This window comes from Blautia sp. NSJ-175 (assembly GCF_022867815.1).
GTDB classification, from domain to species: Bacteria; Bacillota; Clostridia; order Lachnospirales; family Lachnospiraceae; genus Blautia; species Blautia celeris.
Genome location: NZ_JALIFQ010000018.1, coordinates 1 through 20,363 on the forward strand (window position 1 = coordinate 1; position 20,363 = coordinate 20,363).

16 protein-coding genes and 1 other annotated feature are annotated in these 20,363 nt (G+C 44.7%); of the genes, 12 read left to right on the forward strand and 4 right to left on the reverse strand.

What is annotated here, in order from left to right:
• Positions 1-195 precede the first annotated feature (195 nt).
• From MUB35_RS22430 to MUB35_RS22440, 3 genes are all read left to right on the forward strand, one after another.
• Positions 196-450 carry a YlmC/YmxH family sporulation protein gene (locus MUB35_RS22430; RefSeq protein WP_018598391.1) on the forward strand — a complete coding sequence of 85 codons (255 nt, stop codon included), beginning with the start codon at positions 196-198 and terminating at the stop codon, positions 448-450.
• Between the two features lie 78 nt (positions 451-528).
• Positions 529-2,061 (forward strand): glucosyltransferase domain-containing protein, encoded by a 1,533-nt coding sequence (locus tag MUB35_RS22435; RefSeq protein ID WP_244806886.1) that lies wholly within the window; start codon positions 529-531, stop codon positions 2,059-2,061.
• A 136-nt stretch (positions 2,062-2,197) separates the two neighbouring features.
• On the forward strand, positions 2,198-3,700 hold the full coding sequence (locus MUB35_RS22440) for an alpha-N-arabinofuranosidase (RefSeq protein ID WP_244806887.1): 1,503 nt from the start codon (positions 2,198-2,200) through the stop codon (positions 3,698-3,700).
• Between the two features lie 44 nt (positions 3,701-3,744).
• On the opposite strand, the gene MUB35_RS22445 is transcribed toward MUB35_RS22440, so the two are convergent.
• From MUB35_RS22445 to MUB35_RS22460, 4 genes are all read right to left on the reverse strand, one after another.
• Positions 3,745-4,572: an undecaprenyl-diphosphate phosphatase gene (locus MUB35_RS22445; RefSeq protein ID WP_244806888.1), complete on the reverse strand. Its 828-nt coding sequence runs from the start codon at positions 4,570-4,572 to the stop codon at positions 3,745-3,747.
• Positions 4,573-4,614: 42 nt separating this feature from the next.
• Positions 4,615-6,576, reverse strand: coding sequence for a threonine--tRNA ligase (gene thrS / locus MUB35_RS22450; protein WP_033142664.1), 1,962 nt, complete (start codon positions 6,574-6,576; stop codon positions 4,615-4,617).
• Between the two features lie 59 nt (positions 6,577-6,635).
• Positions 6,636-6,830, reverse strand: a binding site (T-box leader).
• 112 nt (positions 6,831-6,942) lie between these two features.
• On the reverse strand, positions 6,943-7,722 hold the full coding sequence (gene sigG, locus MUB35_RS22455) for an RNA polymerase sporulation sigma factor SigG (protein ID WP_033142663.1): 780 nt from the start codon (positions 7,720-7,722) through the stop codon (positions 6,943-6,945).
• Positions 7,723-7,900: 178 nt separating this feature from the next.
• Positions 7,901-9,076 (reverse strand): Gfo/Idh/MocA family protein, encoded by a 1,176-nt coding sequence (locus MUB35_RS22460; RefSeq protein WP_054352294.1) that lies wholly within the window; start codon positions 9,074-9,076, stop codon positions 7,901-7,903.
• A gap of 364 nt (positions 9,077-9,440) precedes the next feature.
• Between MUB35_RS22460 and MUB35_RS22465 the strand changes: the two genes are divergently transcribed.
• From MUB35_RS22465 to MUB35_RS22505, 9 genes are all read left to right on the forward strand, one after another.
• Positions 9,441-10,772, forward strand: a complete 1,332-nt coding sequence (locus MUB35_RS22465) for a sugar ABC transporter substrate-binding protein (protein ID WP_103731714.1) — start codon at positions 9,441-9,443, stop codon at positions 10,770-10,772.
• Positions 10,773-10,837: 65 nt separating this feature from the next.
• Entirely contained in the window at positions 10,838-11,746 is a 909-nt protein-coding gene (locus MUB35_RS22470) for a carbohydrate ABC transporter permease (RefSeq protein ID WP_103731715.1), read from the forward strand.
• Positions 11,747-11,757: 11 nt separating this feature from the next.
• Positions 11,758-12,597: a carbohydrate ABC transporter permease gene (locus MUB35_RS22475; RefSeq protein WP_103731716.1), complete on the forward strand. Its 840-nt coding sequence runs from the start codon at positions 11,758-11,760 to the stop codon at positions 12,595-12,597.
• Between the two features lie 185 nt (positions 12,598-12,782).
• Positions 12,783-14,627 (forward strand): cache domain-containing sensor histidine kinase, encoded by a 1,845-nt coding sequence (locus MUB35_RS22480; RefSeq protein WP_103731717.1) that lies wholly within the window; start codon positions 12,783-12,785, stop codon positions 14,625-14,627.
• Positions 14,617-16,113, forward strand: coding sequence for a response regulator transcription factor (locus tag MUB35_RS22485; protein WP_103731718.1), 1,497 nt, complete (start codon positions 14,617-14,619; stop codon positions 16,111-16,113). Before MUB35_RS22480 ends, MUB35_RS22485 begins: the two co-directional genes overlap by 11 nt.
• Before the next feature lie 728 nt (positions 16,114-16,841).
• A complete protein-coding gene (locus MUB35_RS22490; protein ID WP_118593807.1) occupies positions 16,842-17,996 on the forward strand; it encodes an AAA family ATPase in 1,155 nt (384 codons plus the stop codon).
• Between the two features lie 9 nt (positions 17,997-18,005).
• The gene (locus MUB35_RS22495; RefSeq protein WP_054352296.1) at positions 18,006-18,524 is read left to right on the forward strand and encodes a hypothetical protein; all 519 of its coding nucleotides are present in this window, start codon (positions 18,006-18,008) and stop codon (positions 18,522-18,524) included.
• A 265-nt stretch (positions 18,525-18,789) separates the two neighbouring features.
• A complete protein-coding gene (locus tag MUB35_RS22500) occupies positions 18,790-19,299 on the forward strand; it encodes an L-2-amino-thiazoline-4-carboxylic acid hydrolase (RefSeq protein ID WP_187370656.1) in 510 nt (169 codons plus the stop codon).
• 84 nt (positions 19,300-19,383) lie between these two features.
• Entirely contained in the window at positions 19,384-20,343 is a 960-nt protein-coding gene (locus tag MUB35_RS22505) for a GNAT family N-acetyltransferase (protein WP_103732789.1), read from the forward strand.
• Positions 20,344-20,363: the final 20 nt, after the last annotated feature.

Consider the following 20,363-nt stretch of genomic DNA (forward strand, 5'->3'; position numbering starts at 1 on the left):
TGTTTAATAATCAGGGAGCAATTAGTGTGATTGTCCAGCTTTAGGGAAGCACCTGGAAGAGGCGTCTAAAATGAAGGGACTACACTAATTCGATTGTCCACTGTTATGGGTACATTATAATTCGGGAGAAAAAGGTGGAAATTGGACGGGGTGGGGGGCATAGGATAGGTAATAAGGGTGAATTTTGGTGGGATTATGCGGGTTTGTGATTTGAGGCAGAAGGAAGTTATTAATATCTGTACTTGTAAGAGTCTGGGGTGTCCTTTGGATGTGGAGTTTGATCCTAAGACGGGGTGTCTGACGGCGATCATTGTGCCGGTGCCGGGGAAGCTTTGCGGACTGTTTGGGCCGGCCAGTGAGTATGTGATTCCATGGCAGTGTATTAAGCAGATTGGGGAGGATATCATTCTGGTGGAGATCAAGGAGGATAAGTTTCTAAAGAAAGAATAAGAATTTACGCGGAGGTGGTTCCTTGACACGCTTTTTCTGTTGAAGTATGATAGAGGGCAGTAATAAGGAGGGGAACCAATGAAGGGATTTTTGGTGAAGTATAAGAGAGCGTTTCTGTTCTCACTGGTGTTTTCTCTTGTTTGTTTTGGGTTTATGCTGACGCATTTTACCATAACGATCGATGAGGAGACTTGGATTCTGGCAAATCAGCCGTCGCTTTTGTGGCTTTTGCAGGGGAGATTTTCAGTCTGGCTGTTTGATCTGGTTTTTACAAGGGAAGGGAATTTTGCTCCGTTTCTCTGGGATTTCCTTTCGGTGGTGTGCTGGCATTTTTCAGGGGTTGTATTTGTCTATGCGCTGCTGGGTAAGGAAAAGGTCAAAGAGTGGCAGATGTTTATCTTTACGGCCTATTATGCTTCACTGCCGTTTGTGGTGGGAGAGATTCTTTCTTTTTCCATGTTCAATCTGCAGGTGTGTACAGCAATGGTGGCTGTGGCTTTTGGGTTTGTGTACAGTATCCGGTTTGTGGAGGGCAGGGGGAAAAAGGATGCAGGTCTTGCATTTTTGCTGCTGCTGTACAGTTTTGCTATTTATCAGGCATTGATCTGTGTGTATGTGACAGGGGTGGTGGCTTATTGTCTTCTAAAATTTGTGAAGAGGGAAGAGAAGGGGCTGCTGCGGTTTATTGTGACCTGTGCGGTGCTCTGCGCTGCGGCTGCTGCGGTATATTATGGGATTGATATGATCATCTGGCATTTTTCAGGGACTGCCGGGTATCTGGAGGAGAATTATATCGGCTGGTTCAGTGAGAACTGGAAGGCAATGTTCGCGGCTTCCGTTTTCAATGTGGGCAGGGTCTCTTTTTCCATTCCCTATGAGGGAGAATATATTTACGGCGGAGAGGTGATCCGCTGTGTGACAGTGCTCTTTGTAATCTATGCTGTCTGGCTGCTTTTTAGGCGCAGAGGGGCAAAGGATAAGCTTGGGGTATTTTTCTATACGGTTGCTCTTTGTATTGCACCCTTTGTTATGTATCTGCTTTTGGCAACCTACAAGACCCATGGCAGGATGCTTCTGGCAATTCCCCTGGCGGGTGCTGTGCAGATTTATCTTATATTCAGTGCGATCAGGAGAAATGTGGTAAAGAAGGCCATGATTGTGCTTGTGTCTTATCTGCTGTTTCTGAACGCGCGGAATATGAATATGATCTATTATTATGGAAGTATTGCCTATCAGAGGGATGTGACCACAGCGTCCCAGCTCATGTATGACATCCAGAGAGCAGGCATGGACTACCACGCAAAGCCCATAGCTTTTGTGGGGATGGTACAGCCGGACGAGCTGCCTGTTCAGAAGTCGGATACACTGGGCGGCTCCATTTTCGCCTGGGATGAGGGAAATGTATCCAGAATGAAGGACTTTCTCCGAACACAGGGGTACGCAGTGACAGCGGCATCTGCAGAGATGATCGGAAGAGCCGCAGCGGAGGCGGAATCCATGACCTCATGGCCGCAGGAGGGCAGTATCCGGGAAGTGGATGACATGATCATTGTAAAATTCTCACAGCCCACGGAAAAATGGTACAGTGTAAATAATGTAGTGACAGAATAATGCGGATGACCGCAGTGTGAAGAACAAACGCACTGCGGTCATTTTTTTCGGAAATGATTAAAAAACAAATTGTATTGAAGTGCATACAAGTGATACTCTATAGGTAAGAACTTTACGAGGAAAAGGAGCATTCAGGATGACAAAACTGGTGATTAACCCAAAGGTAAAAAAAAGTAAAATACATAAGGAGATTTACGGACATTTCTCTGAACATCTGGGAAGGTGTATCTATGAGGGGCTGTATGTGGGAGAGGACTCCCCCATCCCAAATGTGAACGGTATGCGGACGGATGTAGTGGAAGCCCTGAAGGAAATGAAGATTCCGGTGCTGCGCTGGCCGGGAGGATGTTTTGCGGATGAGTATCACTGGAAGGACGGAATCGGGCCGAAAGAGAGCAGAAAGAAAATAATCAATACCCACTGGGGCGGTGTTGTGGAGGACAACAGCTTTGGAACCCATGAGTTTTTTGAACTATGCCGCCAGCTTGGCTGTGAAGCCTATGTAAACGGAAATGTGGGGAGCGGGACTGTGCAGGAAATGTCAGAGTGGGTGGAGTATATGACCTTTGACGGTGTTTCTCCCATGGCAGACCTGAGAAAGGAAAACGGACATGAGGAGTCCTGGGACGTGGCGTTCTTCGGTGTGGGAAATGAAAACTGGGGCTGCGGCGGAAATATGACGCCGGAGTATTACGGCAATGAATACCGCCGTTACCAGACTTATGTGAGGGATTATAAGGCAGATAAAAAGATTTACAAAATTGCCTGCGGAGCAAATGTGGATGATTATGAGTGGACAGAGGGTGTGATGCATACCTGTTTCCGCCACAGCCAGCCTTTCCAGCATGGATTTATGGATGGCCTTTCCCTGCATTATTACACGCATCCGGAGGGATGGGACATCAAGGGAAGCGCTACGGATTTTGACGATAAGGCGTGGTACAAGACGCTGAGCAAAACACTTTATATGGAAGAGCTGATCAACCGTCACGGTGCCATTATGGACAAGTATGACCCGGAGAAGAAGATTGGAATGATCGTGGATGAGTGGGGGACCTGGTTTACCGTGGAGCCCGGCACAAATCCGGGATTCCTTTACCAGCAGAACACCATGAGGGATGCGCTGGTGGCAGGCATCAACCTGAATATTTTCAACAAACACAGTGACCGTGTCCATATGGCAAATCTGGCCCAGCTTGTGAATGTTCTCCAGTCTGTGATCCTGACAGAAGGGGAGAAGATGCTGCTGACACCGACCTACCATGTATTTCATATGTATAAATACCATCAGGATGCGGATCTTCTGGAAAGCCGTATCGACACAAAGACCATAGGAGCGGAGGCGGAGTATCAGGTGCCGAACCTGACAGAGTCCGTATCAGTGGATGCGGAGGGAGTGATGCATATAACAATCACAAACCTTTCCCTGGATGAGGATTACGATGTGGATGCACTGATCCTGGAAAAACCTGTGACAGAGGTTAGAGGAGAGATCCTGGCGGAAGAGATGCATGCCATGAATACTTTTGAGGAGCCGGAAACTGTTAAGGTGAAAGAGTTTAGAGATGTGAAGATCACGGACAAAGGAATTGCGTTTACCATACCTGCGTGCAGCGTGCTGCATCTGGCAGTAAAATAAGAGAAAAACAGGGCGTTTTCCATGGGGAAAGCGCCCTGTCTGCGTCATCCAAGGAAGGCAAAATAGAGGATGACGATCATGCCGAGTATGATACGGTAGACACCGAATATTTTAAAGTCATGTTTTCTGATGTAGCCCAGAAGCATGCGGATGGCAAAAATGGATACGATAAAGGAGACAAAGGTTCCGATTATCAGGAGAATCCATTCTTCACCGGAAAACATGCCTGTTTTCAGGAAATATTTCAGCAGCTTCAGACCGCTGGCGCCGGCCATGACCGGTATGGCAAGAAAGAAGGAAAATTCACTGGCTACATAACGGGAGCAGCCCAGAATGACAGCGCCCAGGATGGTTGCGCCGCTTCTGGAGGTTCCGGGAATTGCCGCCAGCACCTGGAAACAGCCGATGAAAAAGGCTGCCTGATAGGTAAGTGCCTCCAGAGAATCCATTGTCGGCTGTTTTTTTCTGCTCTCAATGACAAGAAAGGCAATACCGTACAGGATCAGGGTTGCAGCGATTATGTATACACTGGACAGATAGTCCTCCAGAACCGTATCAAGGGGCAGTCCCGCAATCACGATGGGAATACATCCCACAGCCACCTTTTTCCACAGTGTGTAGGTCTCCTGTTTTTCAGCGGTACTTTTCTTTGGAGAAAAGGGGTTCAGCTTATGGAAAAACAGGACCAGAACAGCCAGTATGGAGCCGAACTGGATCACCACTTTGAAGACTTCAAAAAATTCCGGTGTGGAGGTCATGGGCCAGATATTGTCAAACAAGATCAAATGCCCTGTGCTGCTGATGGGCAGCCATTCTGTGATACCCTGTATGATACCGAGAATGACCGCCTTTAAGATTTCAATAAAATCCATGAATATTTTTCCTTTCTGTGATGCCCGTCGTGAGTCGTGAGATTACTGGTTGTTTGGTGTTTCGATGCGGCGGATTTCCTTTGTGCGGATTTCCTTGCAGAGAGCATCAATGAAATCATCCAGGGATTTCTGGCCTTCATCACCAAGGAAACGGCTTCTGACTGCCACTTTTCCTTCTGCTTCTTCCTTTTCGCCCACAACGATCATGTAAGGAACTTTTGCGAGCCTTGCCTCACGGATCTTGTAGCCAATCTTTTCGGAACGCTCGTCTATGGTGCAGAGGATACCGTTTTTCTTTAACTCGCTTTCTACTCTGACCGCGTAATCCTGGTATTTTTCAGAGATGGGAAGGATGCGGACCTGTTCCGGGCAGAGCCAGGTGGGGAACATGCCGGCATATTTTTCAATGAGCCATGCCAGAGTCCTCTCATAGCAGCCGATGGAGGTTCTGTGGATAATGTACGGGCGGACTTTTTCTCCGTTCTGGTCAATATAGTACATGTCAAACTGTTCAGCCAGCAGTGCATCCCACTGTATGGTGATCATGGTATCCTCTTTGCCGTATACATTTTTGGCATTGATATCTACCTTGGGGCCGTAGAAGGCGGCTTCTCCCACATCCTCCACAAATGGAACATCCAGTTCCACTAAAATGCTGCGGATATGCTGTTCCGTCTGTTCCCATACCTCGGCATCGCCGATATACTTTTCTGTATTTTCCGGGTCCCATTTGGATAAATGATAAGTCACATCATCCTGAAGGCCCAGTGTGGTCAGGCATTTCTTGGCAAGCGCCAGACAGCCTTTGAATTCTTCCACCATCTGATCCGGGCGGACGATCAGGTGGCCCTCCGAGATGGTGAACTGGCGGACACGTGTCAGGCCGTGCATTTCGCCGGAATCCTCGTTTCTGAACAGTGTGGAGGTCTCGCTGTAGCGAAGAGGCAGGTCGCGGTAGGAGCGCTGTCTGGATTTATATACATAATACTGGAAGGGGCAGGTCATGGGACGCAGAGCAAACACTTCTTTGTCCGTCTCCTCATCTCCCAGAACAAACATGCCGTCTTTGTAGTGGTCCCAGTGACCGGATATCTTGTATAAGTCACTTTTGGCCATGAGGGGTGTCTTGGTACGGATATAGCCCCAATTGTTGTCCTCCTCATCCTCGATCCATCTCTGGAGTGTCTGGATGATCTTAGCGCCTTTTGGCATCAGCAGGGGAAGGCCCTGTCCGATCACATCAACGGTGGTGAATAATTCCATTTCACGTCCAAGCTTGTTGTGGTCACGTTTTTTGATCTCTTCCAAGTGCTGGAGATATTCGTTCAGCTCATCCTTTGTGGAAAAGGCGCTGCCGTATATTCTCTGCAGCATGGGTTTGCTGGAATCCCCTCTCCAGTAAGCACCTGAGGAGGAGGTCAGTTTAAACGCTTTGATGCCTTTTGTGTTCATAAGATGAGGTCCTGCGCACAGATCAACGAAATCTCCCTGGGAGTAGAAGGAAATCTCAGCATCTGCGGGAAGGTCTGTGATCAGTTCCACTTTGTAGGGTTCTTCTTTTTCTGTCATGAGGCGGATGGCCTCCTCTCTTGGGAGAGTGAAGCGTTCAAGTTTGTTTCCTTTCTTGATGATCCGTTTCATCTCTTTTTCCAGTTGGTCAAGGTCCTCTCTGGAAAATGGTTCTGCCTCAAAGTCATAGTAGAAGCCGGTGTCGATTGCCGGCCCGATTGCCAGTTTGGCATTGGGAAACAGATGTCTGACAGCTTCAGCCAGTACATGAGAGCAGGTATGGCGGACAACACGAAGTCCTTCCGGATCTCTGGCTGTGAGAATGTTCAGGCTGCAGTCCTTGTGGATGACAGTTCTTAAATCCACAATCTGACCGTCCACCTGGCCTGCGCAGGCAGCCCGTGCCAGTCCTTCGCTTATGTCAAAGGCAATGTCAATGACTGATTTGGACTCCGTATATTCTTTTACGGAGCCGTCTTTTAATGTGATCTTCATTCTTTTTTCCTCCATGAGTAATTGATTAAATAAAAAAACCCTGAACAATCCTAAGACTGTTCAGGGACGATAAACAAGATACCGCGGTTCCACCCTTTTTGCAAATACCACTCATTCAGACGATAACGGTGTCGGCCGGACTTTATTAAAGCCGCTCCAGGGTGGTCTTCAAATGTTTCCCCATAGAATGCTCACACCGTATGCATTCCTCTCTGCATGGATAGACATTTTACTCTTCCTGTCTACGCGTTGGATCATATGGCAGAATGCAGCGGCAGACCTGTTGAAAGGCTGCGGATACATTCTGAATTGGTGTTTAGCATATCATCTATGGGCGTGAATGTCAAGTCAGGAGCGTGAGGATTTTCAGGGACGGAGATAGTTTTTCATGTTTTTCAGCGCGTGCTTTTCCAGACGGCTGACCTGAGCCTGGGAGATGCCGATTTCCCGGGCAACCTCCATCTGGGTTTTTCCTTCGTAGAAACGCATTTCGATAATGTGTTTTTCCCTGTCATCCAGGCGTTTCATGGCCTCCTTCAGGGACAGATCCTCAATCCAGTTTTCCTCTCTGTTCTTTTTATCACTGATCTGATCCATAACATACAGGGTATCCCCGCCCTCTGTGTATACAGGTTCGTAGAGGCTGACCGGGCTTTGGATGGCATCCAGGGCATAGACAATGTCTTCTTTTTCAATGCCAATCTCCTCGGCAATCTCATTGATGGTAGGCTCTTTGAGATTTTTCTTGACGTAATTTTCTTTGGCATAGATGGCTTTGTACGCTGTGTCCCGGAGAGAACGGCTGACCCGGATAGAGTTGTTGTCGCGCAGATACCTGCGGATCTCACCGATGATCATGGGAACCGCATAAGTAGAAAATTTCACGTTCAGTGTCGTGTCGAAATTGTCAATGGCCTTCATCAGCCCAATGCAGCCAATCTGGAAGAGATCATCTACATTTTCGTTGCTGGCGGAGAAGCGTTTGATGATACTGAGCACCAGCCTCAAATTTCCCTTGATATATAATTCTCTGGCTTCCGTATCTCCCTTTTTGATCCGCTCGAACAGAATGTCTTTCTCTTCATTGGTAAGTACAGGGAGTTTGGAAGTGTTCACACCGCATATTTCAACTTTATTAAGTGCCATTGCAAGAATCCTCCTGGAAATTTTAATGTCTAGTAAAATGATTCTCACCTGGTGCGGACAATATACGACAACCTGGAAAATTTAATAAAGTTTTAGCCCTTGACAATTCAGAAAAACAGATATAAAAACCCCTTGTTTTCAACAAAATTGTTTGGAAAACAAGGGGTTTGGGTTATGGTTAAAGCTGTTCAAACCGGGGAATGGTAATCACTTCCCCGCCTTTCATGGCGGATTCATGTGCACAGATTCCGGTGCCGGTCCAGTAGGCGCCCATGATATCATCGATGGCGGGTTTTCGGTCTTCCAGGATGGAACGGACGAATTCATGTACCAGGTGGGGGTGAGAACCACCGTGTCCGCCGCCTTGCTTAAAAGAGAGGTGTGTATTTTCATTGTTGTAAACCGTATTGGTGGTGAAGGATGCAATCTCATCAGGTAGAAGGTGAGCATAATCAGGTATCCTGACCCGTTCCTCCAGAATTTCTCCGCCTCTGCTGGATTCTTCTTTTTCTTCATTCAGGATATCCACTTTCTGCAGTGCTCCTGTTCTGGTGTAGATGACAGGATCTTCCTCTGCAAGCTGCTGCCACTCAAAGCTTTTATTCTCCCCATATACACGGAAACACTCAGAATAACTTCTGGCAACTCCGTATAAAAAGCGCTCCATCTCAATTGTGATATCACTGTCCTGAAGGGTGATAAAGGCTGCTTCAAAAGCGTAAGGGCATCCATACGGTTCTTCCAGTTCGCGGCGGACTTTACCTGAACCTCTGGCGTATACTTTTTCCGGCAGATGTCCCGCAAGCATCAGACACGGTGCAACCGCATGGGTGGGATGCATAAGGGGAGGAAAACCTTTCCAGTAATCAGGCCAGCCTTCCATATCCTGATAGTGGGCGCATGTCATGTACTGCAGACGACCAAGTTCCCCTTTCTCATACAGTTCTTTCAGATAGAGAAATTCCCTCTGGAAGATGGTGGTTTCCATGAACATATAATTCTTGCCTGCGGCCTTTCTTGCGGCAATAACCTGTTTTAATTCCTCCAGGCTCATGCCCATGGGGATTGTGCAGCCGCAGTGTTTTCCTGCATTCAGCACCCGTACAGAAAACGGTGCGTGTGTGGAAGGCGGCGTCACCAGATGGACGGCATCGATCTCGGGTATATCCAGTACATCCTGCAAGTCAGTGAAGCACTGGCTTTGGGGGATGCTGTACCGTTCTCTGGCAAGGTCCAGAAGTTTTTGATTTTTGTCTACAACATAGACCTTATCCACATCGGGATGCCTGCAGTAGATGGCAACGAATTCCAGTCCAAAGCTCAGCCCAACCAGGGCTACATTTAATTTTTTCATATTCAAAGTCCTCCTTTTCTTCTGTACATAAGATTTTAGTCCAGATACACGTATCAGGGAATGAAGATAACTTTTGAATCAGAGCGAAATAATCGAAAAAACAGACAGGTTTTTTTGCGGATCAGTACATATTTTATTTTTAAGCCGTAAAAAACTTAAAAATACAACAGGTGGAAAAAAGATAAGGAATTTGAAAATTTTTTAAGAAGGAACGGTAAAAAGTCAAATAATATATTTATTCTAAAAATAACAGGGATATGTTTTAATGTGTTTATAGCAATTCCGAAACAGCCGGCGTTTTGAAAATGCAAAGAAGGGTACAGTAAACCGTTAAAAAATTGTAAGGAAAAGAAGGTATGAAGGTATGAAAAGAAAAAAAGTGACAGCCGTACTGATGGCGGCAGCAATGATATTAGGGACCACAGCGTGCGGTAGTTCCGACAGTGGTCAGGAGAACAAGAAAGAAGAAAGCACCGAGAATGAAAAAAAGGAAGACAGCCGGGAGAACAGTGATAAGGGAGATTCTGCAGAGATTACACTTCTTATGACAAATGACTGGGTTGATGAATCCACGGACCTTGGCGGGGAGTTTACAAAGACTATCAGGTATTATGAGGAGGAACATCCCGGTACAAAAATCACGCTGCAGGGAGCTTCCCAGCAGGATATTAAGGAATCTTTTCAGACAGCGGCCCTGGCAGGCGGCGGTGCAGATATTGTGATTATGGATAATTCAGGACATGCCATTGATTTGGCGGCAATGGGTCTTCTATATCCTTTGAGTGAACTGGCCACGCCGGAGGATCTGGTTTCCCAGTATCAGGAAGGGCCGCTGAATTCCGGTAAGTTCCAGGGAGAATATTACTCGGTTCCCTGGTACATGGACTGCTGCGGTCTGTACTATAACAAGGAACGTCTGGATGAACTGGGACTCTCAGTTCCCACAAACTGGGAAGAGCTTTCCGATGCCCTTGAAAAAGTGAAGGAGGCCGGATACGGCGGAATCATCACCTATCAGAGTGCATATGCGTTTTATTCCTTCTTCTATCAGAATGAATGCCCGGTCATTGATACCAGCGGTGAGACACCATCTGTGGTGATCGATAATGAACAGGGGAAAGAAGCCTGGGACTATATCTGCAGCATGATTGAAAACGGAGGGCTGGTAGAATCATTTAAAGAGGCCACAACATGGGATAAGGTTTATGAAAGCTTTGCCAATGGAGAGGCCACCTTCCTTCTGGGCGGGGACTGGTGTGCAAACGGTGTTGACGGCATCAATCCTGATCTGGATTATGGGATCACCACCATGGTGGAAGGAAAGACACAGGCAACCGTACTGGGAGGCTGGACCTGGAATATCAACGCTAACAGTAAGAACCCGGAATTGGCATATGATCTGATCCAGTACATCAATTCCGAAAAAGGAGATCCGATTCTGGCAGTCCAGGGAAAGATTTCCGCACGTAAGGATTTTGATTATGCAAAAGCGCTGGAGGGAAAAGAACGCCTGAAGGTATTTACAGATGAGTTCCCATATACCTGTGCCCGTCCGGCTGTTATCAATGAAAAGGCCATCGACGAACTGATCACCAATGCAATCCTGGAGGTGGATTACGGAAAGGCAACAGCAGAGGAAGCGCTTAAGTCCCTGACGCAGAAATTAAACGAGAACATTGCATCTAACTATAAGTAGACAAGAAAGCGGGTTATCGTCTCTCCGGCGCAGCCGGGGAGAGCTGCCCGTCCTGAGGTGGGATTATGGGAAGAAAACAAAAAAGGGCGGGACTGGAACTGAAGAAAAACTGGCCTGGGTATCTGCTTCTGGCACCGGCAGTTGCGGCAGTCCTGACCCTCTCAATCTATCCGCTGTTCCGCGGTATTTATCTTAGTTTTGTCAATTACAATCTGGTTCGTCCAAAGGACAGTATCTTCAATACCTTTGCAGGACTGGAAAATTATAAGAATATATTTGCCAACAAGATTTTTCTGCAGTCTATCGGAAATACAGTAAAATGGACACTGGTGAATCTTGTGATACAGCTTGTGGCAGCCATGCTGCTGGCGCTGGCACTGAATATGAAACTGAAAGGAAGGTCTGTATACCGCACTTTGATTCTGGTGCCCTGGGCTGTTCCGCACGCGATTGCGGCAATGACATTTACCTTTTTATATAATGCAAATGTGGGAATCATCAACATACTTGCCGTAAAGTTAGGAGCTATCACGGAATCCATCTCCTGGCTTGGAAATATCGGCTCTGCCTTCTGGTGTGTGGTTCTTGTGGCAATCTGGAAGGGGATTCCGTTTCAGATGATATTTATTCTGGCTGCGCTGCAGGGCATTCCCGGTGATGTATATGAGAGCGCTGAAATTGACGGGGCCAGCCGTTTCCAATGCTTTTGGAGAATCACGCTGCCTATCATCAAGGAACCGCTGGCAATAGCCACAATCCTGAATCTTATAGGTATTGTGTCCTGCTTTAACACCATCTGGCTGATGACCGGCGGCGGCCCCCTGTACAGTACGGAGATACTTTACACCTTTGCCTACCGTGAGGCCTTCATCAACCATAACTTCGGTACAGCAGCGGCGGCGTCTGTGATCTTATTTATTTTCATGGCAGTATTTTCCGGGATATATCTGCGCATGGTAAGTGAGAAAGAGTAGAGGAGGGGCAAATGCTGAATAAAAAACAGAAAAAGAATATCAGAATGGCAGGTGCTTATATCTTTACAGTTCTGATGGTATTTATTGCTGTGGCGCCGTTTGTGTACGTTGTGCTGACAGCGCTGAAAACACAGGAGCAGATATATGATCCAAAGCAGATTATTCCTACATATGTGACATTTGAAAATTTCCGCCATGTGATTTTTGAATCAAATTTTGTCAGATATTTTATGAACAGTATATTTATTACGGCAGTGACAACGGTTATTTGTATGGTATTGTCTGTCATGGCTGCATATGGGCTGACAAGGTACCGCATTTTGGGCGCCGGGAAAATCAAGATGGCAGTACTGATGACGAGAATGTTTCCGGGAATCCTGCTGTGTATACCGTATTATATTATCATGAAACATTTTCAGCTCATTGACAGTTATGTGGGGCTGATACTGATGTACTGTTCCTTTACTCTTCCTTTTGCCATCTGGAATACCTGTGCATTTTTTTCCACGATTCCGTGGGAACTGGAGGAGTCAGCCATGATCGACGGATGCAGCAGATTACGTTCCTTTTTCTCCGTTATCTTTTACGTGGCAAAACCGGGACTGTTTGTGACAGCGCTTTTCTGTTTCATGTCATCCTGGGATGAATATATGTATGCATCCATTTTCATCAATACAACACTAAAAAAGACCATTCAGGTGGGAATGCAGGATTTTATCGGACAATACTCTGTGGACTGGGGATTATTGATGTCAGCAGTGGTTATCAGCCTTGTTCCCATATTGCTGTTCTTCGCATTAGTGCAGAAGAACCTTGTGGAAGGACTGTCTGCCGGAGCTGTGAAGGGGTAGCTTTAAGGGTTGGCGCACAAAATGTGCGGCAGCCCTGTTTTGCTGAGTAGGAATTGCGGAGAACGCCATATAGCTCAGACAAGCTTCGCGATGGGCCGGACTGGAAAGTAATGGGAACACAAGGCGAAAAGTTGACAAAAAGATTTAAGATATTAGAATGAAGGATAAAAGAGGGCGGATACCGTATGGAGAGGGAAAGAAGCAGACATTTCAGTCTGAAAAACAAAAGTATCAGGACACAGCTCATTGTGTACATGGGGTGTTTTGTGGTCCTGCCGTTGTGTCTGGCACTTATGTTTCTGAACATTTATTTACAGAGGGTTACAACAGAAAATATGACCAGTTATGATTCAACACTTCTGTCTCAGATCAAAGCAAACGGAGATCAGATGATTGAAGTGACCAACTACTCTACCAGTATGATGATGACCAGCAAAAGTGTATTGGAGAATCTGCGCACGATGGCTCGTTCCGGGGACAGTTATGATCTGTATCGGGCTAAGACGGAGCTGTCAGCAAGGCTGTCCGAGATGGAAAGCTCAGTTCTGAATGCAGTGGGGGGCAAAATTGCCATTTTGACAAACTCCGGATATCTGATCGGTGCACACAATCTGAGCCGTACTTCCGTAGATTATGAAGGACAGGACTGGTATCAGCAGATTGTATCCAATGGACGAAAAACCACTTTCTGCACAGAACTGCAGGATTTTTTTGCAGAGATGACCACATATCCTATACGGGAATACCGCTATCTCTACATCGGCAGAAGTGTGTTGGATTATTCCGGCGAGAAGCTGGGGGTTCTTCTCATTCAGCTCTCCGGTACAAAAATATGGGGGAAATTCACGCAGGCCATGGTGCCCCTGGACGAGGGGACTTTTTATATTTTTGACGGCAGCAGGGAAATGCAGATGGAATATAATGGGGAAAAAGATGGGCTGGTGCAGTTACTCATAAAAGAGGAACCTGTGTGGAGGAAAGAAGCTGATACCATTATCCAGGGAGTTTTGAAAAATGGTTATAAGTACATGGCAGTTTCTATGGAGCACGGCGGGAATACTTTGGTGTACGCCGTTCCGGGCAGGGTCTATCTGGAGGGAAATCTTAGGATTTCCAGAAATATTCTCGGAATGGTTCTGCTTTTAATTGCCGCCACCATAATCACCATGATTTATTTTTCCAGGAAACTGTCAAGGCCACTTACGAATCTGGTGGAGAATCTGGAAAACTCTGAGAACGGAATCCTGAAGATTCAGGAGCCGGAACAGTCATTTCTGGAAATACATAAATTTATTGCAAGCTACAACAGGGCGGGACTGAGGATAGAAGAACTGATTGAAAAGGTGAAGACAGAAAGCCATCTGAAAGAGAAGGCTCATTATGAGATGTTGATGTCGCAGATCTCTCCGCATTTTATATTCAACACCGTGAATTCTATCCGAATCATGGCCAGGGAGGAGCAGGATGTGAGGACCTCCCGTGCATTGGAATCCCTGGGGGAGATCCTGCACGGTGTCTATGACAACAGAAACGGCATGACAACAGTGGGACAGGAGACAGCGCTTTTAGAGGCCTATGTGGATATTATGAAATTCAGATTCGGAAATTCTTTTCAGTATTATAATGTGATCCCCACGGATTTATATTTCTATGAGATCCCTGCATTTACCATGCAGCCTATTGTGGAAAATGCTATTCTGCACGGCGTAAAAGATGTGACGGCGGGGCAGATCATTGTCTCAGCAGTGGAATATGAGCATGATTTTCTGATTTCCATATTTAACAACGGAAATTCTGCAGATAAGGATATGGTGGAGGAGATGCTGAAAAGTCCGCACAGGAATCAAAGGACATTTACCGGTATGGGGCTTTACAATGTGAACTCCCGTTTAAAAATGCTGTACGGGGACAATTATGGGCTGATATTCAATGAACAGGTAAAAGCGGGATTTGAAATATGGATTCGGATTCCAAAGAAAACGGAATTTCAGGCACATTCACGGGCAGAAAGGAAAGGGTATGAAGAATAAGGTATTGATCATAGAAGATGAGATATTGGCCAGAGTCGGCCTGCATCAGCTCCTTGATTGGGAGGCTCTTGGATTTATTCTGCTGGAGGATGCAAAGGATGGACAGGAAGCAATCCAATCCATAGAAAATAATCATCCGGACATTCTGCTTCTTGACCTGAATATACCGAAAGTGAACGGACTGCAGATTCTGGAATATTTAAATAAAAATAATCTGGACTGTAAAGTTATTGTTATAAGCTGTAATGAAGAATTTGAGATGGTAAAAGAGGCTATGAAGCTGGGGGCATATGATTATCTGCGGAAACTGAATCTCTCTTCCCAGGAGCTGAAGGAAATTCTTTTGAAATGCAGGGCAGAAAAGCAGCCGTTTTTCCGTGTCCGGGAAATACGGTATGAGGAGATTATCAGCCACACAGGAAAAGACATCTTTCAGGATGTGGGGACTTACCGGACGCTTCTGTGTATTCTGCCCCATAAAGAAAAACAGGATGGGATATTTTCTGTTACCGAGCAGTGCAGAGCGTGGTTTCAGAAGCGCGGGCAGGAATATCTGCAGATTCACAAAGGGGCGCAGTGCTGTTATTTTGTGTTTGACAGCCGGTTTCCGGGAGAATTTTATGAGGAGCTTTACCAGATATTGATGCAGCGCTGTCTGATAAAGTTATATTTGGGAATCTATGAGGGTGTCATGAAGGAAGAGACGGACATTAACCGGGCCATTGCCCTTGCAGAGCAGATTCAGATGATGAGCTATTATGATGAAGAGCAGAGAATACATTATTTTACAGAAAAAATACCGGCGAAAGAACATAGTCCAAATAGAATGACGCATATGCAGGCAGAGCTGAAGAAGGCGGTAAGTGAATTGGACAGGGAGGAGATAAAAAAGACTATAACACATATTTTCACGGCTGTATATGAAGAACGGTATATAAATATGAATGTGCTGCGGCGTATTTTTATGGATATGCTTGGGGTATTCTCTATGACTGCCCAGGGATTAAACGGGGCTATTGAGGAAATTGAAGTGCGCGGTGATAATTGTCATTATCAGTCACTGATGATGAGCAGCAGTTTGTCAGAAATAGAAAAATGGTTTTTGAAATTTACAGATGCTTTTTATGAGCGGTTTTTGATTGATTATAAATGCAGCCGTTCTGAGATTCTCTGCAGTGTTTTTCGTTATATTGATACGCATCTGCGGACACAGATACATCAGTCAGAAGCAGCCAGAGAAATCGGTGTTTCCAGTGCCTATCTGAGTACAGTATTTAAAAAGGAGATGGGGCAGAATTTTATTGAATATGTGAATATGAGGAAGGTGGAGCTGGCAAAGGAAATGTTGGAGAAGGGTTATCTCGTATATGAAATTTCTGACGTATTGGGATTTGAGAACTGTACATATTTTTCAAAAGTGTTCAAAAAATATACGGAAATGTCGCCGGATACGTTCAGGAAAGAGAGAGGAAATAAAAAGTTGTAAATGACAATATATAGATTGCAAATGCAAAATGAATATGATATCATAAAAATTGAGGAACAACCGTGTGAAAGGGTGGCTTGACCTTCATTCTATAGAGAATGGAGGTGGTGCACATGAAGAACAAATTCAGTTTTAATGATCTGATGCAGTTCGGAATTTTTCTGATCGCACTACTGACTTTCATTTACTTGATGAGTCATTAGTTTACATAGAAAAACCACCCTTAAACTTTGACGAGCGGGGGTGGATTTTCTACTTTTGCATAGGTCAAACCACTTTGGACGGTTGTTCCTTTTCTATTTACAATATATCATATTAGCAGGTGAAATTCAATAGGTTTTGAAAATTTAATTCATGAATAAAACGATTAAATAATTTGTTTATATCAAGATATAGATTGCAAATATAAATATAGGTATACAAAACAGACCACAGACAAGCATAAATAATAAGCGGTCATGTCCTGTCAATGAATGCATGGATCAATACAGGAAGTTTGCAGTAAACAGTATTGCTAGGGGTAAAAATACAAGAATGTATTATAAGATTTGTGTAAAGTGTCTTAGAACGGCGGGTGGGTCAAATATGCAAAATCGCAAAAGGGAATATAGAACTATGATTTAAGATTAAAAACGGAAAACCCGTTGATAAATTTAAAATGAGGTGATATACTACAATTATCTGAAAAAATATAAACACCAAAATCGTGTATAAATTTGGAGGTAATTATGAAGCTTCTTCGTATTACAGCGGAAGGATTACCGCTTTTTAAGGAAAAATTGGATTTGAGCTTTTATGCACAGCAGAGAGTTGTAGAAGAACATAAGAACATTTTGTGTCCATTATTTTCAAATATTTATTTGAATTCTGCAAATGGATTCATTGGTATTAATGCCTCAGGAAAGACTTCTGTACTGAAGGTGATTTTGCTTGTATTGGAAATGATCAATAATGAACCAATCAACCACATTGAGACCAGAGATATTTTGGGGGATGCACAAGAAGTTAAATTGAATTCGTATTTCTTTTCGAGAAAGACTAAAGAGATTTGTCGATTGGAAACGATTATTACGTCTCGTAAGAGCAAGTCGGAAGGGGCAAGTTACAGTATTGTTTCAGAGTCTTTATGGACAAAGAATGTAGATGAGGTAACTACCCGTAAAGCAATGTTAGATTTTGATGGAAGAGAGCCGGCAATAATCAGAAGTGGTCAGGAGGCATTTTTATCTGATGATGTAAGTATAATGATTGCCAAAAATAAAAAGACAAAGGAACATGTGCGTATTGTCAATCTCTTGAAATATACGAATGTGAATGTGCTTCCGTTCTCGGAAGATATACCTGCAGAGGTTATCACGTTCCTAGATCCAACAATTGAGAGCCTGCATTTTGATGAAAAGGACCAAAAGCCCTTAATCCATCTGAAATTTAAGGGAAAAGAAGAAATCCTGTTTCATAACCCTGTAGAATTGAACAACTACCTTTCCTCTGGTACTGTAAAAGGAATGATAACTTTTACCTTGGCTCAGGAAGTACTGCAAAACGGTGGATATATTGTTGTAGATGAAATTGAGAATCATTTTAACAAAGAAATTGTTACAACGCTGATGCGTTTCTTTATGGATAGCAAGCTGAATAAGAATGGTGGTACACTTGTTTTTTCTACACATTATCCGGAACTACTGGATGAATATGATCGCAATGACAGCATATTTATTACCAGAAATCGCAATGGTATTACGGTAGAGAATTTATCTAATATACTGAAACGAAATGATATCAAGAAGAGTGATGCATACCAGAGCGGTTTCCTTGAAGGTACAACTCCAACATATGAGGCTTATATGCAGCTAAAGAAAAGTATAGCAGCAGCCCTTATATAGGAGGTGCCTATGGAATTAGCAGAATATAAGGCGTGTATCTGTGAGGGTTCAGCTGAAAATGCAATCATGGATATACTCTTGGATCATGAACTTTTAATCTTTTCCAGAGAAGAGATGATTGAAGAGGAAGTGATCCGTTGCAGAGAAGGCAAGAAGTTTGAGGAAAAGTACTTGAGAAAAGGATTTATGAATAAGATTTCTGTTATAAGGATTCTTGACTCAAGGCGTGAAAACTTTAAGCTTAGTAAGGCATATGCCAATAAGGTGGATGTCATAAATGTGATTACGGCTCCGGAAATTGAAATGCTAATCATTTTTAATGAGGATAAGTACAAGGAATTTAAGAAATCCGGGAAGAAACCAAGTGGTTTTTGTAAAGAAGATTTGAAGATGGCAGAGGTAAAGTCCTATGATTTTGTGAAGGATTACTTCAGCAATCCGACAGTTCTTGTGGCAGCTATAAAAAAGTATCATGAATTGTCGAAAGTTCAAAAGGGTGAATATACTTTATTGGACTTGTTGCGATAGTAATAATCAAAATGTTGAAAGGCGCTTGCAGAGGTGCAGGCGCTTTTCTTATGCTAAAAATCAGGAAGGAGGGATCCCGATGGCAGTAAGCATCAAAGAGCCGGTTCCGGCAAAGGGAATGCCCGATTGCCCGGAATGGATTTTAAAGGAGTTACAGATTGTTTCCGAACATCCCCCTATGCTATAATCTATTTGTAAGACATTATACAGTAAGACTAAGGTAACTGACAACGATGTTTGTAATAAACAGGCAGGGGGAAAAAATATGGAGAAAAATTGTATATCTAAAATAAAAAACGAACCAAAGATCAAGAATAAACTCATCCAGGCTGTCAGAGGACAGCTTGAACAGCGTGCAGCGTGGCTGTATCTTCTTTGTGATGAAGCCGGAAAAAGAGGGCTTGACTGGGAAGATTTCGGAAGCGCGGCAATCCGCCGCTGTGGCCTGGGGCAGGGGGCGGAGTTAGTAAAACAAGGAGGGACCAATAGTCTGAAAGGTCTCAGAAAACAGTTATTTACAAAACCTGCCCAGTGGGTATTTGAAATGAAGATCAGAAAAAGCACAGACAAAGAGCTGGCTATTGATTTTCATTACTGTCCGTTAGTAAAAGCCTGGCAGAAAGCCGGCTGTACAGACGAAGAAATATCGAAACTCTGTGACATAGCCATGTGCGGCGACCACGGCATTGGAGAGGCTTACGGCGGCCGTCTGAAACTTCTGAGATCCATAGCCAAAGGTGATGATGTATGCCGTTTATATTATCATAAAAAGTAATACCTGTGACGGTTCACAGTCCTGCCTTGGGGCAGCAAGGTGAACCGCAGTCATGCCGCACCGTATCAAACATAAGGAGAATACATGAATATTGTCAATTTTACACGTGAACATATTGCAAACGCAAAGAAACTTGCCCTGTCATGCTACCAAGAGGAGCAGAACAGGGTACCGGATCTTCCGGGTGCCAAGGAACTAACCGACTTAACATATTTTGCTGACAACGGCCTGGGAGCAGCAGCATACGAAGGCAATACGATGACAGGCTTTCTGTGCTGTACAGAACCGTTTGACCATGCGTTTGGATCAACAGATGCCAAAGGGATATTCTCTCCTATGGGCACTCATGCAGCAGTGAGGCAGAACAGAGCAGACATATACGCTGCCATGTACCGGTTTGCCGCACGGAAATGGGTCAGAGCCGGTGCGGTCAGCCACGGCATCTGCTTATATGCTCACGATGAAACGGCGCAGCAGCAGTTTTTTCGCTATGGTTTTGGCATGCGGTGTATCGATGCTGTCCGAACCATGGAGCCGATAACCTGTATCCGAAATGAAAACTATGAAATCGAGGAGCTTACCCCGGAAACAATTTCTCTGGCGTATCCGCTGGAACTTATGCTGATGCGTCACTATTACAGCAGCCCGTTTTTCATGAACCGTGCCGCAGCGGCACAGGAAGACTTCTGCAGCACATTTACAGCAGAAGAAGAACGATGTTTTATATCCAGGTATAAAGGTCAGCCATGCGCATACCTGAAAATTTCCCAGTCCGGTGAAACCTGTATTACCGAAATTCCGGAGTATCTGCACATAACAGCAGCATACTGCCTTTCGGAACACCGGGGCAAAGGCGTATTTCAGAACCTTCTTAATTATGCGGTTGATTTATTAAAAAAAGAAGGCTATGCGTATCTGGGTGTAGACTATGAGAGTCTTAACCCGACCGCATATGCCTTCTGGCAGAAATATTTTTCAGCGTATACCCACGGTCTTGTCCGTCGTATTGATGAACATATTCTGCAGGTATCAGAGCGTATCTAAGCTCTTTATGTAGTAATCGG